A 16,087-nucleotide genomic window follows, 5' to 3' on the forward strand; every position below is an offset into this window, starting at 1 on the left:
TAAGTTCAATGGCTGTGAGCGCAGGGCCTCAGCCGTCTGAATCCTTCCCGGAGCCGTTGCGGTGCATTCTCGCGAAGGATGTCGCCATGCGCGAGCACGACGATCTTGGGGTGCCAGTCCAGCATGCGGGTCAGCGCGGCGCGCAGTGTGTCCCGGTTGCCGGAGAAGGACATCCAGATGTCCAGCGGCATTTTTCCGTGGGGCGCGAGGATTCCCGCAACCCAGGCAAAGGGCCGCACCCACAGGGGCAGATCCTTTGCGTGCATGTTCTCGATCAGGTCGGTGAGCACCAGCGTCTGGCTCTTTTGGTGAAAGAACACGACCTCTGTGTGCGCCTTGCTCCCCCGAACGATAAGTTGATCAATCTCACCCGACCAGTCTGTCGCAGGGCCGTCCTCCAGATCTCGATCAAAGTTGATCTCGACCTTGCGGCTCTGTGCCCGCTCCCGCACGCCAGGTGACGCCCATGCGATGGTATCAGCACAATGGCGCTGCCAGTCCGCGATGTAGGCGTAGTGAATCCAGTTGGGCGACACGAGGTGACGGATGGTGCCCAGCTTCTCCAGTTCGTCCGCCAATGCCTCTGTGTAGGCGATGGGCGAATGCAGGAAGAGGTCGCCATTGGTCAGCCGGATGACCGTCATCCGGGTCGGGAAAGGGATCCGGTAGAAGTCGATGGTCGGGCCATCGACGATCCAGATGTCCTCACCCAAAGGTGTCAGGAGGGGCGCGTCACTTGCCATATACGGTCTCCGGCAGCCAGAGCGCGATCTGCGGGAAGGTCATGATGATCGCCAGTGCCACCACCATGATCGCCACGAAGGGCACGATGGACCGGTAGATGTCGGTGAGCGAGATCTCCGGCGGGGCCATGGCGCGCATCAGGAACAGGTTGTAGCCGAAGGGCGGCGTCATATAGGCGATCTGGGTGGTGATCGTATAGAGCACGCCATACCAGACCAGATCAAAGCCAAGTGCCGCAACCAGGGGCACATAGAGCGGGGCGACGATCACCAGCATCGCGGTGTCATCAAGGAAGGTGCCCATGATGATGAAGCTGAGCTGCATCAGGATCAGGATCATCCAGGGATTGAGGCCGAGCTGCTCGGTGAACAGGCTGTCGATGGCCTTCACGGCCCCAAGCCCGTCGAACACCGCGCCAAAACCCAGCGCCGCAAGGATGATCCACATGAACATGCAGGAAATCGCCAGCGTGCTCTTGGTGCAGGATTCAAAGATCTTCCAGGTCATGCGCCGCTTGGCGATCGAGGCCGCGAGCGCGGTCAGCGCACCGATGGCGGAGCTTTCCACCAGCGAGGTCCAGCCGTTGACGAAGGGCACCATCATCGCGGCAAAGATCAAAAGCGGCAGCGCGCCGGCCCCGAGGAGGCGCAGTTTCTCGGCGCGCGGCACCTCGTGGGCGTCTTCCATCGCGGGACCAAGCGCCGGGTTCGCCTTGCAGCGCAGCCAGATGTAGAGGATGAACAGGCCCGCCATCATCAGCCCCGGTATTACGCCTGCAAGCCACAGTTGCCCCACCGGCTGGCGCGCGATCATCGCATAGAGCACCAGAACCACCGAGGGCGGCACCAGAATGCCGAGCGAAGACCCGGCCTGAATGACGCCGGTCACCATGGTCTTGTCATAGCCGCGCCGCAGAAGCTCCGGCAGCGCGATCGTGGCGCCGATGGCCATACCAGCGACCGACAGACCGTTCATGGCAGAAACCAGAACCATCAGACCAATGGTGCCGATCGCCAGGCCGCCGTTCACCGGCCCCATCCAGACATGGAACATCTTGTAGAGGTCATCGGCCAGGCGACTTTCGCTCAGCACGTAGCCCATGAAGATGAACATCGGCAGCGTCAGCAGCGGATACCATTTCATCAGCTTCATCGCCGCCGAGAACGGGATGTCATAGCCGCCCACGCCCCAAAGCAGGAGCGCCGCCACGGCCCCAACGGCACCGATCGCACCAAAGACGCGCTGCCCGGTGAAGAGCATCAGCATCATCGATGCAAACATGAAGATGGCGATATATTCCTGGCTCATGAGGGGCGCTCGCTTGGGATGTCGTGGCCCTTGAGGCGGGCAATGTCTTTGAAGAGTTCCGAGATGGCCTGCAGCAGCATCAGGAAGAAGCCGAAGACCATGATGGATTTGATCGGCCAGATGAAGGGGCGCCACGCGGTGGAGGCGCGCTCCATATGACCGACTTCCTCGGCGCCGGTGATCAATCCCCAGAAGAAGGCAAAAGGATTGTCGCCCCAATAGCCCAGGGAATAGGCCGTGGAGCCGAGGCCGCCGTAGAACAGGATCGCCAGATATGTGATCAGCGCCAGCACGGTGAAGGCGTCGAACCAGGCTTTCCGCCGCGTCGACCAGTTGTGATAGAACAGGTCCATGCGCACGTTCGACCCCAGCTGGATCGAATAGGGGCCGCCCAGAATGTAGTAGGTGACCATGGCAAACTGCGCCATTTCCAGCGTCCAGAGCGAGGGCAGAAAGAAGGTCTTGGAGATCGAGGACCACAGGAGGATCCCCATCATCGCAAACAGCCCCCACATCATCAGGCGGCCGATGCGATAGTTCACCGCATCCACCACCCGTACATATCCCAGCATGGCTCCGATCATGCGAACCTCTCCTCCAGGGTGGCGCGAATCCAGGGCGCAAGCGCTTCGGCCCAGGTGTCCTGCTGATCCACGGTGGCGATCAAATCGTTGCGGATCTCCAGCATCACGTTCAGCAATCCGTTGTCGCAGCCGTGCAGATCCAGCGTATGGGCGACGCCGTCGCTGGCGCTGTAGGGTTCATTCAGGCGCGTGTTCCACGGCAGGCCCTCGGGGGGATGCGCCAGCATCGCCTGTGCAAAACGGTCATCACGGCCGTGCAGCAGCCCCAGTTCCACCGCGCGGGTTTCGCCCTTGTAGACGGGGGTGAAGCTGTGCACCGTGACCATCAGGCGCAGCGCCGTTTTGCGGGCGGCGATCTCTGTCGCCAAAGCGGCGCGGAACGGTTCGTACACCGCTTCGACCCGCTGCGCGCGCGCCGCGTCCGAGAGGTCGCGATTGCCGGGAACGTCGAAAATCTCGGAGGTTGCGGGAATCGCAGTCGGGGACTCCGGCGGGCGGTTCAGGTCATAGACCAGGCGCGAGATGCGGCCTTCGACCAGCGGCGCGCGGAGCAGATGGGCCAGCTTGCGCGCAACGCCAAGCGCGCCCGGATCCCACGCGATATGGCTGTGCCGGGCGGAGACATCGAGGCCCAGCTCGTGCAGCTCCGGGGGGATCCTGTTGGCCGCGTGTTCGCAGACCACAATCACCTCGGCCCCCGCAGCGGCGGGCGTGATGGAGTACGGGGAACCATAGGTCGGAGCGGGAGCATTCGTGTTCATGTGAAGCATGCTCTTCAGCCGGGTGCCTTCTGTCAATATGATTTCTGTAAAAATTCTTTCACGAATACTCATTCTGTAATAATATGCAGAAAAGCCGAGCAGGAGGGCCGTGCATGCCGACGATTGCCGAGAAACTGAAAGCCCGCGAGCCGGACCTGACGCGGGCGGAGCGGCAATTGGCGGCGGCGATCCTCGACAACTACCCGATTCCCGGCCTGGGCAGCATCACGGAGCTGGCGGAGCTGGCGCAGGTGTCCACCCCGACGGTCGCGCGTATGGTGCAGAAGCTGGGGTTCTCGGGGTATCCGGAGTTTCAGCATGCCCTGCGGGCGGAGCTGCAGGAGATCATCTCCAACCCGGTGGAAAAGCGCGCCGAACAGACGCCGGACCTGCCCGAAGCGCATATGCTCAACCGTTATGCGGTGGGGGTCTACGACAATATCCGGGCCACGCTGGAAAACGTGAACCTGGAGGAGTTCGACACGCTCTGCGCCTTGTTGGCCGACACCAGCCGCCGCGTGCATATCGCCGGAGGTCGACTGAGCGGTACGCTGGCGCAGACGTTCTATCTGCATTTGCAGATGATCCGAAGAGATGTCTTCATGATCCCGCCGCGGGCCTCCTGGACTCACTCGGTGCTGGACCTGCTGCCCGGCGACACGCTGATCCTGTTCGACATCCGCCGCTACGAGAATGCGACCCTGTTGTTGGCGGAAATGGCCCATGAGCGCGGCGTCGAGGTGGTGCTGTTCACCGATCAGTGGCGCTCTCCGATCCAGAAGGTGGCGACCTACACGTTTGCGGCGCGGATCGCGGTGCCCTCGGCCTGGGATTCCGGCGTGGCGCTGCTGTTGCTGGTCGAGAGCATGATCGCCAAGATCCAGGAGGATCAGTGGGAAACCGTGAAGGCGCGCACGGATGAGCTTGAGGCGGCCTTTGACCGCACGCGCCTGTTTCGCAAGTTCACCTGAGCTCTGTTCGCCGCCGCCCGCGCAGGCTATTGTGCGGGCCGACCCGGATATGGCGGACAGGGATATGTCGACGACCCAAGACCGATTTCAACTCTCGCCGCTGACCCGCGTCCTGACGCCCGAGGTGGCCGGCCTGGCGGAGCTTCTGGCCGCGCTGAAGGCCGGGCAGTCGATCCTGGCCCGACCGGGTGATGCGCCGATTTCCCCCGTGTTAGAGACGAAACAGTGGCTCTATTGCCAGAGTTCCGGCTCGACCGGCTATGCCAAGACGATCCGGCGCACACCGCAAAGCTGGATCCGCAGCTTCGAGATGGACCGCGAAATGTTCGGCCTGTCGGCGGCGGATGTCTATGCCAGCCTCGGCACCCTGTCGCACTCCCTGACCCTGTTTGCGGCGGTTGCGGCCTGTCACATGGGGGCGGATCTGGCGATGCTGGGCGAACGATCGCCGCGCCGCCAGATGCGGGAGCTGCTGGGGCTGAAGGTGACGGTGCTCTATGCAACGCCGGCTCAGCTGCGTCTGTTGTTGCGGGCGGGGCCCACGGAGCCGCTGCGGCAGCTGCGGCTGATCTTCTCCTCCGGTGGCAAACTGGACCCGGCTACCCGCGCGGCATTGGCGACGCTCTGTCCCGGGGCGACGGTGCAGGAGATCTTTGGCGCGTCGGAAACGAGTTATATGACCCTGGCGGGGCCGGATGCGCCGCCCGAGTCCGTCGGGCGCGCCTATCCGGGGGTCGAGCTGCGCATCGCCGATGCGGATGCGGCTGGCGTGGGCGAGATCTGGATGCGCAGCCCCTATCTGTTTGATGGTTACGAACAGGGACAGAGCGCGGAGACGCGCTGGCAGGGCGGATGGCTGACCATCGGCGAGATGGGATGGATCGATGCGGTGGGCAACCTCTATCCCAAGGGGCGACGCAACCGGATGGTGACGGTGGCTGATCGCAATGTGTTTCCGGAAGAGGTCGAAGCCGTGCTGTTGCAGGCCGACGGGGTCGAGGCTGCGGTTGCGCTGGCGCTGCCGGATGTGCGGCGGGGCCACAAGATTGTGGCGGTGGTGCAGGGCACCGCCCCGGCGCGCGTGCTGCGCCAGCTCTGCCGTCAGGACATCGGCGAACATGCGGTGCCGCGCGACATCCGGCATATGGAGGCGTTGCCCATGCTCGCCGCCGGCAAGCCGGACCTCCGGGCGCTGCGCCGTCTTCTGGAGGCGGAGTAATGCCCCGGATCATCGCCGCGCGGCGCAGTGCCATTGTGCCGAGAGGCGGTAAATTCGCCGAGTTAGAGCCACATGAGCTGGCCCGACCGGTGATCCGGGCCTGTCTGGCGGATGCACGTCTTGCGCCTGCGGCGGTCGGAGAGCTGATCCTGTCGAACGCGCTTGGCGCGGGTGGCAACCCGGCGCGGAGCGCGGCGCTTGCTGCCGGTTTGCCGGAACAGGTCGCGGGACTGAGCATCGACCGCCAATGCGCGGGCGGGCTGGATGCCATTGTGCTGGGGCATGCGCTGGTGTCGGCGGGTCTGCATGAGGTGGTGATCGCCGGCGGGGCCGAGAGCTATTCGCGGCGGCCGCTACGTTCGCGCACCTTTGCCGATGGCCGCCCGCCTGTCCCCTACGATCAGGCGCGGTTCACGCCCTGGGCCGAGTGCGATCCGGACATGGCCGAGGCGGCAGCGACGCTGGCGGCGGATCTGGGGATTGCACAGGCCGAGCAGGATGGCTGGGCGATGCGGAGCCATGCGCTGGCGCGGCAGGCGGCAGAGGCGCGACGGGTGGAAATCGTGCCAATCGCGGGCTGTGTCGCGGATGCTTTCACCCGCGATCTGACGGCGCGCCACTGCGCCCGGGCACAGCCGGTTGCCGGCTGCATTACGGCGGCGAATATGGCGGTGGCGGCAGATGCGGCGGCGTTTGTGGTGATCGTGAGCGATCGCCTGGCGCAGGATCTGGGCGCGGCGGGGCTGCGCCTGCTGGATGGTGCGACCCGGGGCGCGCGCCCGGAGCAACCCGGTCTGGCGCCGGTCCCGGCCATTGCCGAACTCCTTGCCCGTCAGGGGCTGAAGCCACGGGATCTCGGGCGGGCGGAGATCATGGAGGCCTTTGCCGTTCAGGCCCTCGGATGCATCAAAAAGGCCGGATTAGAGCCTGATATTGTCAACCCGACGGGCGGTGCCCTGGCGCAGGGGCATCCGGTGGGGGCGTCTGGCGCGGTTCTGGCGGTGACGCTGTTTCATGCGCTGCGGGCGGGCGATCCTCCGGCGCTTGCGGCGATTGCCGCAGCTGGGGGCATCGGAACCGCAGCCCTGTTTGAGGTCGTGGCAGGCTGACAAAAAGAAAGGCGCCGCGGATGCGGCGCCTTCCCGGTGATGCAGCTGCCGGCACATCAGGCCAGGTCGAAGCGATCCAGCTCCATGACCTTGACCCAGGCGGCGACAAAGTCAGACACGAATTTGCCTGCGTTGTCGTCCTGCGCATAGACCTCCGACAGGGCCCGCAATTGCGAGTTGGAGCCGAAGATCAGGTCGGCACGGGTGCCGGTCCATTTCACGTCGCCGGTTTTGCGATCCGCGCCTTCAAAGACCTCGCCGCTGTCATCGGTGGCGGTCCATTTGGTGTCCAGATCCACGACGTTGACGAAGAAGTCATTGGTCAGCTGGCCCTTGCGGGTGGTCAGCACGCCATGATCGCTGTCGCCATAGGTGGCCCCGATCGCCCGCAGGCCGCCCACCAGCACGGTCATCTCCGGCGCCGAAAGCGTCAGCAGCTGTGCCTTGTCGACCAGCAGTTCCTCGGTCGAGACCGAGAACTTCTTGGGCGCGTAGTTCCGGAACCCGTCCACCTGCGGTTCCATCACGTCAAAGCTCTCGACGTCGGTCTGCTCGTCGGTGGCGTCGGTGCGGCCGGGGGTGAACGGCACGGTCACGTCAAAGCCCGCGTCCTTGGCGGATTTCTCCACCGCGGCGGACCCTGCCAACACGATCAGATCGGCCAGCGAGACTTTCATGCCGCCGGAGGCAGCGCTGTTGAACGAAGACTGGATGCCCTCCAGCACGCTCAGGACCCGTGTCAGCTTTGCCGGCTCGTTGACGGCCCAGTCTTTCTGCGGGGCCAGGCGGATGCGCGCGCCATTGGCGCCGCCGCGCTTGTCGGAGCCACGGAAGGTGGAGGCCGACGACCAGGCCACATAGACCAGATCCTGCACCGACAGGCCGGAGGCCAGGATCTCTGCCTTGAGCGATGCGATCTCGCTGTCACCGATCAGCGGGTGATCGACCGCCGGGACCGGGTCCTGCCAGATCAGGTCTTCTTCCGGCACGTCGGGCCCGAGGTAGCAGGCCTTTGGCCCCATGTCGCGGTGGGTCAGCTTGAACCAGGCGCGGCGGAAGGCTTCGGCGAACTCTTCGGGGTTTTCGTGGAACCGCTTGGAGATCGGGCCGTAGATCGGGTCCATCTTCATCGCCATGTCGGCGGTGGTCATCATGATCGGAACCTTCTTGCCCGACCCGTCAACCTCGGGGGCGTGGTCCTCGTCCTTGAGGTCCTTGGCATGCCAGATCCAGGCACCGGCGGGGGATTTGGTCAGCTCCCAGTCGTAGCCGAACAGCACGTCGAAATAGCCCATGTCCCATTGCGTCGGGTTTGCGGTCCACGCGCCCTCGATGCCGGAGGTGATGGTGTCCACACCCTTGCCGGATTTATGCGAGGAGAGCCAGCCCTGGCCCATCGCCTCGATCGGTGCGGCTTCGGGTTCGGGGCCGACGGCCTCGACCGGGCCGTTGCCATGCGCCTTGCCGAAGGTGTGCCCGCCGGCGGTCAGCGCCACGGTTTCCTCGTCATTCATCGCCATGCGGGCGAAGGTCTCGCGGATGTCGCGACCGGAGGCGATGGGGTCCGGGTTGCCGTCCGGGCCTTCGGGGTTCACGTAGATCAGACCCATCTGCACGGCGGCCAGCGGGTCCTCCAGCTCGCGATCACCGGAGTAGCGCGCCTGTTCGTGGTCCGATGTGGCGAGCCATTCGTCCTCGGCCCCCCAGTAGATGTCTTCCTCGGGTTCCCAGACGTCGGCACGCCCGCCGCCAAAGCCAAAGGGTTTCAGACCCATGGATTCGATCGCGCAGTTGCCGGCGAGGATCATCAGGTCGGCCCAGGACAGGGCGTTGCCGTATTTCTTCTTGATCGGCCACAGCAGCATGCGGGCCTTGTCGAGGTTGCCGTTGTCCGGCCAGGAGTTCAGCGGCGCAAAGCGCTGGGTGCCGGTGGAGCCGCCGCCGCGACCGTCCGCGGTCCGGTAGGTGCCCGCCGAGTGCCACGCCATGCGGATCATCAAGCCGCCGTAGTGGCCGTAATCCGCGGGCCACCAGTCCTGACTGTCGGTCATCAGGGCGATCAGGTCCTTCTTGACCGCGTCAAGATCGAGCCCCTTGAAGGCCTCGGCATAGTTGAAGTCTTCGCCGAGCGGGTTCTGGCGTGCCTGGTGCTGATGCAGGATCGCAAGGTTCAGCTGGTTCGGCCACCAATCGCGGTTGGAGCGACGCCCCTTGTTGGTGTTTGCGCCGGAAAACGGGCAGCCGCCGCCTGCGCCAGTGTTTTGTCCGTCCATGTCTTCCTCCAGAAATTGTCCGTGGTGGGGACAGTTGTTGAACTGTCGGGGGCGTCGGCTGTTCCGGCTGCGGTCCGTTGCGAATCCACAGAAGATCTGACGCCTGCCCTCAGGAGTCTTTATAGCAAGAGTTCAGAATTATTCTAAGTTGCATTTTTTCATTGTTCCGATAAGAAAAAACTATGAACAATATGACCCTCAAACAGCTGCGCTATTTCGAAGCGCTGACCCGTCACGGTCATTTCGGGCGCGCCGCGGAGGCCTGCGCGATTTCGCAGCCGGCGCTGTCGGTGCAGATCAAGGAGCTGGAAGAGACGCTGGGGGTGGTCCTGTTCGAGCGCAGCGCGCGGCAGGTGCGGCTGACCGGGTTTGGTCAGGACTTTGCCGAGCGGGTGCGCGATATTCTGCGGTCGGTGGACGAGCTGGGCGATATGGCGCGGCTGGCCAAGGATCGCATGGTCGGGCGGCTTCGGATCGGGGTGATCCCGACGGTAGCGCCCTATCTGCTGCCGACCCTGATACATCGCCTCAACGCCGCGCATGGCGGGCTGGACGTGCATGTCCGCGAGACCCTGACGCAGCGGCTGATTACCGACCTGCTGGATGGCCGGCTGGACACCGCCATTGTGGCGCTGCCGGTGTCGGAGCCCGGATTGTCCGAGGTTGCGCTGTTTGACGAGAAGTTTGTCCTGGTGCGCTGCGCCACGGATGCGGACAAGCCGGTGCCCTCTCCGGAGGGGCTCCGGGAGATGAAATTGCTGCTGCTGGAGGAAGGCCACTGCTTTCGCGATCAGGCGGTCTCGTTCTGCAACTTCCGTCCGGCCCTGCCGCGCGACGGGCTGGATGGCAGTTCGCTGTCGACCCTGGTGCAGATGGTGGGCGCGGGCATCGGGGTGACGATCATACCCGAGATGGCGGTGGCGGTCGAAACCCGCTCCGCGCCGGTGTCGCTGGCCCGGTTTACCGAAGAAGAGGAGCCGGGGCGCACCATCGGCATGGTGTGGCGCAAGACCAGCCCGCTGGCGCCGCAATTGCAGGAGATTGCCGAGGTGGTGCGGGAGGCGGCAGAAAGCCTGCATCAGCAAAATCGCCACGTCCTGCCCGCCTGACGTGCAGGAAAACCGCCCCGGCGCCCGGTCCCTGATGCGGGAGGGGGCGCCGGGGCAGGGGTCAGTACAGCAGCATCAGCGGCAGCAGGGTGATCGCCGGGAACAGCACCAGGATGACCACCCGGATCAGGTCGGAGCCGACAAAGAACATCACCGCCTTGTAGGTGTCCACCATCCGCGATTTGGGATCCATCGCGTTGATGACGAAGAGATTCATGCCCACGGGCGGCGTGATCAGCCCGACCTCCACCACGATCAGGGTGAGGATGCCGAACCAGATGGCGACATATTCGGTCTCCAGCCGGTTGGCGATGCCCTGGGTCACGCGAATGCCCAGTTCCTTCATCTGCTCGCGGGTGAGTTCCGTGCCCGTGGCGATGGCGTCCTGGATCGAGGCCAGCATCTCGGCCCCCATGCCCTCCGGCACGCCGGTGCGCAGCACCTCCATCGCCGCCTCCGCCTGCATTGCGGGCAGCGACACCAGGCCGAAATCCATCGCCGAAATCACCGGGTAGAAGATCGGGATGGTCAGCAGGATCATCGACAGGCTGTCCATCAGACAGCCCAGCAGCAGATAGAAGACGAGGATCAGGGCCAGCACCATCCAGGGGCTGAGACCCTGTGCAACCACAAAATTCGCCAGTTCCTGCGGCACCTGCGTCAGCGCGAGAAAGCCGTTGTAGAACCCGGCCCCCAGCACGATGAAGAAGATCATCGCGGTGGAGCGTGCGGTGATCATGAAGCTGTCGGTCAGGGTGCGCTTGGTCATGCCGCCATTGGCCAGCGCGATCAGCCCGGTGCCAAGCGCGCCCACGGCCGCGCCTTCGGTGGGGGTGAACCAGCCCGCGTAGATGCCGCCCACCACCAGGCCAAAGACCAGCAGCACTGGCCAGACCGCAAACAGCAGCGCAAAGCGTTCGCGCCACGGGATCGGCTCCCGGGTGCCGGCGCTTTCGGGGAACAGGCGCACGTAGATCGAGATCGCGATGACATATCCCAGAGCAGCCAGAAGGCCGGGAATGAAGGCGGCAAGGAACAGTTTGGCGATGTTCTGCTCGGTCAGGATGGCATAGATCACCAGCACCACCGAGGGCGGGATCAGGATGCCGAGGGTGCCGCCCGCCGCCAGTGTCGCGGTGGAGAACCCGCTGGCATAGCCGTAGTTCTTCAGCTCGGGCAGGGCGACGCGGCCCATGGTGGCGGCGGTGGCAAGCGAGGAGCCGCAGATGGCGCCAAAGCCGGCGCAGGCGCCGATCGCGGCCATGGCCACGCCGCCCTTGCGGTGGCCGATAAAGCCCTCTGCCGCCTTGAACAGCGCCGTCGACATGCCGCCCAGCGTGGCAAACTGCCCCATCAGGAAGAACATCGGGATGATCGACAGCGAGTAAGAGGAGAAGGTCGAATAGGTCTCGTTCTTCAGGCGGCCAAAGGCCACCACGGTGTCGCCGGTCACGAGAACCAGACCGCCGAGGCCCACCAGGAACATCGACAGGCCGATCGGCACCCGCAGAAAGATGAGCCCCATCAGGACGGGGAAGGACCAGATTCCGATTTCAAGTGCGCTCATGACTGGGTCTCCACGCCGTCCCAGACCAGGATCTGGCCGGTGATGGCTTCGATGCTGCGGATCACCGCCATGTAAATTCCGACGATGGCCGCGACGACGGCGGCCACCAGGCTTGCTGCATAGGCCCACCAGACCGGAAATTGCAGCAGGAAGGAGGTCTCGCCGTTTTCGAACTTGCTGACGGTGCCAGCGCCCAGACGCCAGGCGATCAGCACCAGCACCAGGGCAAAGACGATCTCTGTCACCATGCGCAGGATGCGATTGGCGCGGGCGGGAAAGCTGTTGGCGAAGACATCCACCGCCGCGTGGCCGGAGGTGATCTGGCACAGCGGGATGAAGGAGAAGATGGCAAAGGCGACGCCGGCCTCGACCAGCTCGAAGTCACCGTTCACCGGGCCGACCCGCGCCGCCATCCAGTCCGCAAACTGCGGCAGCATGGTTTCCATCCAGTCGCCGTGAAAGACCCCGTTCAGCAGGCGTCCGGCGATGGAGATGCAGGTCAGGAAAATCAGGAGTGTCAGGACCACGCCGCCGATCATCGCCATGATCCGCGCCAGCCCCGTCATGTAGCTATGCATGCCTTTGCCCACCTTTGGCTTTATACAGCACCCTTGCATGCGACGGGGCCCGCTGCACAGGCAAGGCGGACCCCGTCAAGGACGTGCCGATCAGTTCTGATACTGCGGCGTGTATTTTTCGATCAGCATGGTGGCTTCGTCCAGAAGCGCCTGGCCGTCGATGCCGCGTTCGGACATATCGGCCAGCCAGCTGTCGTAGATCGGCTGCGAGCGGTCGCGCCAGACGGCGGTCTGCTCGGCATCCAGCGTGATCACGTTGTTGCCGAGATCAAGCGCGTTTTCCCGCGCCGGCATATCGGCATCGGCCATGGTGCCGCCGGCAAACACCGACATTTCCAGGCCGGAATTGTCGTCGATGGCCTTTTTCAGGTCATCGGGCAGGCTCTCGTATTTTTCCTTGTTCATCGCCAGCACGAAGGTCAGCGTATAAAGTGCGCGGCCCTCGAATTCGGTGTGGTTTTCCACCAGTTCCGGCACTTTCAACGCGGTGGTGACTTCCCACGGGATGGTGGTGCCGTCGATCACGCCCTTGGAGAGCGCCTCGGGAATGGCGGGCACCGGCATGCCGACCGGGGTGGCGCCCAGTTCGGTCAGCAGCGCGTTCACGGAGCGGGAGCCGCCGCGGATCTTCACGCCTTCCAGATCTTCCGGTGCCTCGACCGGGTCGGAGGTGTGGAACATGCCGGGACCATGGACCCAGCCTGCGAGGATCTTGAAGTCCTTGAATTCACTGTCGAGCCAGTGCTTTTCCATCATGTCCCAATAGGCGTGGCTGACCGCGCGGGCGTTGGTCATCATGAAGGGCAGTTCGAAGACCTCGGTGGAGGGGAAGCGGCCCGGCGTGTAGCCGACCACGGTCCAGACAATATCGGCGACCCCGTCCTGCGCCTGGTCGATCAGCTCTGGCGGCTTGCCGCCCAGCTGCATCGAGGGGTAGCGGTCGATCTTGATGCGGTTGTCGGACGCGGCCTCGACCTTGTCGGCCCAGACATCCAGGATCAGTTTCGGCACGTTTGCCTGCGCGGGCAGGAACTGGTGCATCTTCAATGTCACCTCCTGCGCGGCGGCGGGCAGGGCGCCCATGGCGGTGAGCGCCATCGCCGCGGCGGCACCGAGAATCGTTCTGCGAGTGGTCATGCGTTTCCTCCCTTTGACCGGGGACCTTTTCCGGTTCCTCTGCGGCAACCTTATCGTACCCGTGCGTGATGTCGTGCCCAATTTTTGGGCACTGCGCCGACGCGGCGGTCCCGGCACGGTCAAACGTCCCCGCGCTCAGGGCTATTAGGTGCTTTTGTAACTATCAACGGGAGAGGGCCGGTGATTTTTCGATATTTTCACCATGCGGCGCGGGCTGCGGGTCAGTTTGCCACGCCGACGAAGGAGGCAGGGGCGAGATATTTCATCCAGCGGGCGGCGAACTCATCTGCGGGAATCGGGCGGCCGAACAGGTAGCCCTGCGCCTGGGTGCAGCCCAGGGCGATCAGCCGGTCCTTCTGTGCCTGGGTTTCGACCCCTTCGGCGATCACGGTCATGTCGAGGCTGCGCCCCATGGCAACAACCGCCGCGACGATGCGGTCATCCTTGAAATTCTGCGGCAGCGATTTAATGAACCGCCGGTCCAGCTTGATGCGATCAACCGGCAGCTCCTTGAGCATGGCGAGAGAGGAGTAGCCGGTGCCAAAATCGTCGATCGCCAGACGAATGCCCAGGCGACGCAGCTCGTCGATCAAATTGAGCGAGCTGCGCATGCGCGGGAGCATGGTGCTTTCGAGGACTTCGATCTCAAGCCGGGCCAGATCCACCTGGTGGCGGTCCGCAAGCGCGCAGAGGTCGCTGCCGAAGTCCGGCGCCAGCAGCGAGGTCGCGGAGAGGTTGATCGACAGGTTCATTGGCGCAAGGCCGGCACGATGCCACTGGCCGAACTGGGCGCAGACCTCGCTGACCACAAACCGGTCGATCGCGGTGGTCAGCCCGGTGTCCAGCGCCAGCGGAACAAAGCCCCCCGGCAACAGCAGCCCCTTGACCGGATGCTGCCACCGCAAGAGCGCCTCGGCACCGATGCATTGCCCGGTGCGCAGGTCGATCTGCGGCTGGTAGAACATCATCAGCTCGCCCGCCGCGATGGCGCGACGCAGGTCCGTCTCCATTTGCAGGCTCTCCTCGGAGCGCTGTTCCATGTTGTCGGAGAAGAAACAGACCTGACCACGCCCCTTGGCCTTGGCATGGCACAGCGAGACCCCCGCGGCTTGCATCAGGTCGCGCTGGCTCTTGCCGTCCTTGGGGTATTGCGCGACGCCCAGGCTGGCGCTGAGGCGGCAGGTCAGCCCGTCGACCGTCAGCTCGTCGCCAAGCGCATGGAGCAGCTCCGAGGCCACATGTGACAGGGCCTCGGTGGTGGTGGCCTGTTCGACAACCAGGATGAATTCGTCACCGCCAAGCCGCCCGACGGTGATGCCGGGGCGGGCGACGGCGTGCAGCGCCTCGGCGAGGTGCTCCAGCACGCGATCGCCCATGTCGTCGCCGAAAACCGAGTTGATGTCGCGAAAGCGATCCAGATCGACTAGGATCAATGCCAGCCCCTGCCCGGAGGACGCGGCCCGTACGATCGCCATTTCGACCAGCGTTTTGATGGCGCGACGATTGGGGAGCGCGGTCAGCGCGTCGCGCAACTCGGCATTGGGGGCGGGCGATGTGTCGGGGCGGACCTGGCGTTGTGAACGGAATTCAAAGGTGGGCGCGTTGCGGCCGCTGATCTGGGCGGTGACGCTGAAATCCTCTGATTCCGCCCGGTTGCCATGTCCCAGAGACCGGGATTCGCCAGACCAGCGCCCTTCGGTTCGGGCTTCGTCGAGGACGGCGTCCCAAAAGGATTTGCCAAAGCCCTGGCGATGCAGCGCCCAGATGTGACGGCCGCGGATCTGATCCAGCGGCAGGCCGGTTTCCGATCTGAACCTGTCATTGGCATCGATCACACGCGCTTGGTCGTCGAGGACGGCGATGCTTTCGGTCAGATGCGTGCTGAGCCGTGGAGCGCTCTCGTCGGGCGCGGTGCGATGCTGCTGCCGCGTGCGGCGCAGCACTTCGGCCCCCGCCATCACCAGCGCAATCAGACCGCACAGCGCCGTCAGCACGATCAGGGCAAGCGGCGGCGGCAGCGACAGCGCATCCGCCAAGGCGGCCTCGGAGGTTGCCGCGCGGGTGTGCAGAGTGCGGGGATCGAGCGATGTGCCAGATACGGGCGTCGCCGTTGTGGCGCCCGATGACCACAGAAGGACAATCGCGGCCTGTGCCAGGGGGGTGACACGACACAGCGACGCAGAGATCGCGCTCTGCACCAGACTGCGCCGCTCCTGACCGATCAGCATTGGTCCCTCCTGTCCCCATTTGGAGCCTAACACCAGCAGGGCATCTGTCAACTGGAGGTTGCATTCAGGATTTGCGACGTAGAGCCGATTTAACCCTTTCAAAACGGGGGCAACGGCTGGCGGCCGGAGGCGGAGCAAAATGCCAGCGCCCGGCGGGTCTGTGCGCTGGCCCCGCCGCTGCTGCGCGCTGTCCGGGCAAGTTGAATGAGGAAACTTTAATTTGATTGACTGATCAGTCAATAATTGATTAGGTCGCCTCCAACATCCGCACCAAGCCGATTCCCGGTGCTGAATGGGGCGCATCGACGCCGGTGTTCAGCAGTGGTCGGTGCGCCTTTGGATGGACGTATGCCCTCGCCCTTGGTGAGGGCCGACACATTGAGCAATCTGAAAGACGCCCCTTATGACATCGCCTAACATATTGATATTCATGGTTGACCAGTTGAACGGGACGCTGTTTCCGGATGGTCCGGCAGACTGGCTGCATGCGCCGAACATG

The 16,087-nt window shown here is 64.3% G+C and carries 13 protein-coding genes; 4 read left to right on the forward strand and 9 right to left on the reverse strand.

The features are described from left to right. Positions 1–5: 5 nt before the first annotated feature. From MHM88_RS17605 to MHM88_RS17620, 4 genes are read right to left on the reverse strand one after another with little or no spacing between them, the layout of a single operon-like run. On the reverse strand, positions 6–743 hold the full coding sequence (locus MHM88_RS17605) for a DUF4336 domain-containing protein (protein ID WP_239367908.1): 738 nt from the start codon (positions 741–743) through the stop codon (positions 6–8). Further along, positions 733–2,052 carry a TRAP transporter large permease subunit gene (locus MHM88_RS17610; protein WP_239367910.1) on the reverse strand — a complete coding sequence of 440 codons (1,320 nt, stop codon included), beginning with the start codon at positions 2,050–2,052 and terminating at the stop codon, positions 733–735. The genes MHM88_RS17605 and MHM88_RS17610 overlap by 11 nt, the downstream gene beginning before the upstream one ends. Beyond that, positions 2,049–2,636 carry a TRAP transporter small permease subunit gene (locus MHM88_RS17615; RefSeq protein WP_239325110.1) on the reverse strand — a complete coding sequence of 196 codons (588 nt, stop codon included), beginning with the start codon at positions 2,634–2,636 and terminating at the stop codon, positions 2,049–2,051. The genes MHM88_RS17610 and MHM88_RS17615 overlap by 4 nt, the downstream gene beginning before the upstream one ends. After that, positions 2,633–3,406: an N-formylglutamate amidohydrolase gene (locus MHM88_RS17620; RefSeq protein WP_370687509.1), complete on the reverse strand. Its 774-nt coding sequence runs from the start codon at positions 3,404–3,406 to the stop codon at positions 2,633–2,635. Before MHM88_RS17620 ends, MHM88_RS17615 begins: the two co-directional genes overlap by 4 nt. A 104-nt stretch (positions 3,407–3,510) precedes the next feature. On the opposite strand from MHM88_RS17620, the gene MHM88_RS17625 reads away from it, so the two are divergent. From MHM88_RS17625 to MHM88_RS17635, 3 genes are all read left to right on the forward strand, one after another. Beyond that, positions 3,511–4,368, forward strand: coding sequence for a MurR/RpiR family transcriptional regulator (locus tag MHM88_RS17625; RefSeq protein WP_239325114.1), 858 nt, complete (start codon positions 3,511–3,513; stop codon positions 4,366–4,368). Positions 4,369–4,432: 64 nt separating this feature from the next. Further along, entirely contained in the window at positions 4,433–5,587 is a 1,155-nt protein-coding gene (locus MHM88_RS17630; protein ID WP_239367914.1) for an AMP-binding protein, read from the forward strand. Beyond that, positions 5,587–6,696: a thiolase family protein gene (locus MHM88_RS17635; RefSeq protein WP_239367916.1), complete on the forward strand. Its 1,110-nt coding sequence runs from the start codon at positions 5,587–5,589 to the stop codon at positions 6,694–6,696. The genes MHM88_RS17630 and MHM88_RS17635 overlap by 1 nt, the downstream gene beginning before the upstream one ends. A gap of 56 nt (positions 6,697–6,752) precedes the next feature. On the opposite strand, the gene katG is transcribed toward MHM88_RS17635, so the two are convergent. Beyond that, positions 6,753–8,969 (reverse strand): catalase/peroxidase HPI, encoded by a 2,217-nt coding sequence (katG, locus tag MHM88_RS17640; RefSeq protein WP_239367918.1) that lies wholly within the window; start codon positions 8,967–8,969, stop codon positions 6,753–6,755. Between the two features lie 182 nt (positions 8,970–9,151). Between katG and MHM88_RS17645 the strand changes: the two genes are divergently transcribed. Then, entirely contained in the window at positions 9,152–10,078 is a 927-nt protein-coding gene (locus MHM88_RS17645; protein ID WP_239325122.1) for a hydrogen peroxide-inducible genes activator, read from the forward strand. 61 nt (positions 10,079–10,139) lie between these two features. Here MHM88_RS17645 and MHM88_RS17650 read toward each other — a convergent pair whose 3' ends face one another. The 4 genes from MHM88_RS17650 to MHM88_RS17665 form a co-directional block, all read right to left on the reverse strand. After that, complete coding sequence (locus MHM88_RS17650; RefSeq protein ID WP_239367920.1) at positions 10,140–11,645, reverse strand: TRAP transporter large permease; 1,506 nt, start codon at positions 11,643–11,645, stop codon at positions 10,140–10,142. Next, on the reverse strand, positions 11,642–12,223 hold the full coding sequence (locus MHM88_RS17655) for a TRAP transporter small permease (RefSeq protein WP_239325126.1): 582 nt from the start codon (positions 12,221–12,223) through the stop codon (positions 11,642–11,644). The genes MHM88_RS17650 and MHM88_RS17655 overlap by 4 nt, the downstream gene beginning before the upstream one ends. 90 nt (positions 12,224–12,313) lie before the next feature. Next, positions 12,314–13,360 carry a TRAP transporter substrate-binding protein gene (locus MHM88_RS17660; RefSeq protein ID WP_239325128.1) on the reverse strand — a complete coding sequence of 349 codons (1,047 nt, stop codon included), beginning with the start codon at positions 13,358–13,360 and terminating at the stop codon, positions 12,314–12,316. Positions 13,361–13,581: 221 nt separating this feature from the next. Continuing rightward, positions 13,582–15,588 carry a bifunctional diguanylate cyclase/phosphodiesterase gene (locus tag MHM88_RS17665; RefSeq protein ID WP_239367922.1) on the reverse strand — a complete coding sequence of 669 codons (2,007 nt, stop codon included), beginning with the start codon at positions 15,586–15,588 and terminating at the stop codon, positions 13,582–13,584. Positions 15,589–16,087: the final 499 nt, after the last annotated feature.

Origin of the sequence: Epibacterium sp. MM17-32 (genome assembly GCF_022348205.1) — a bacterium.
GTDB lineage: Bacteria > Pseudomonadota > Alphaproteobacteria > Rhodobacterales > Rhodobacteraceae > Epibacterium.

Excerpts from the sequence above, each read along its gene's own strand:
- MHM88_RS17620 (WP_370687509.1), bottom strand. The coding sequence starts at position 3,406 with ATGCTTCACATGAACACGAATGCTCCCGCTCCGACCTATGGTTCCCCG.
- MHM88_RS17650 (WP_239367920.1), bottom strand. The coding sequence starts at position 11,645 with ATGAGCGCACTTGAAATCGGAATCTGGTCCTTCCCCGTCCTGATGGGG.
- MHM88_RS17665 (WP_239367922.1), bottom strand. The coding sequence starts at position 15,588 with ATGCTGATCGGTCAGGAGCGGCGCAGTCTGGTGCAGAGCGCGATCTCT.
- MHM88_RS17635 (WP_239367916.1), top strand. The coding sequence starts at position 5,587 with ATGCCCCGGATCATCGCCGCGCGGCGCAGTGCCATTGTGCCGAGAGGC.
- MHM88_RS17610 (WP_239367910.1), bottom strand. The coding sequence starts at position 2,052 with ATGAGCCAGGAATATATCGCCATCTTCATGTTTGCATCGATGATGCTG.
- katG (WP_239367918.1), bottom strand. The coding sequence starts at position 8,969 with ATGGACGGACAAAACACTGGCGCAGGCGGCGGCTGCCCGTTTTCCGGC.
- MHM88_RS17605 (WP_239367908.1), bottom strand. The coding sequence starts at position 743 with ATGGCAAGTGACGCGCCCCTCCTGACACCTTTGGGTGAGGACATCTGG.
- MHM88_RS17655 (WP_239325126.1), bottom strand. The coding sequence starts at position 12,223 with ATGCATAGCTACATGACGGGGCTGGCGCGGATCATGGCGATGATCGGC.
- MHM88_RS17630 (WP_239367914.1), top strand. The coding sequence starts at position 4,433 with ATGTCGACGACCCAAGACCGATTTCAACTCTCGCCGCTGACCCGCGTC.
- MHM88_RS17660 (WP_239325128.1), bottom strand. The coding sequence starts at position 13,360 with ATGACCACTCGCAGAACGATTCTCGGTGCCGCCGCGGCGATGGCGCTC.
- MHM88_RS17645 (WP_239325122.1), top strand. The coding sequence starts at position 9,152 with ATGAACAATATGACCCTCAAACAGCTGCGCTATTTCGAAGCGCTGACC.
- MHM88_RS17615 (WP_239325110.1), bottom strand. The coding sequence starts at position 2,636 with ATGATCGGAGCCATGCTGGGATATGTACGGGTGGTGGATGCGGTGAAC.
- MHM88_RS17625 (WP_239325114.1), top strand. The coding sequence starts at position 3,511 with ATGCCGACGATTGCCGAGAAACTGAAAGCCCGCGAGCCGGACCTGACG.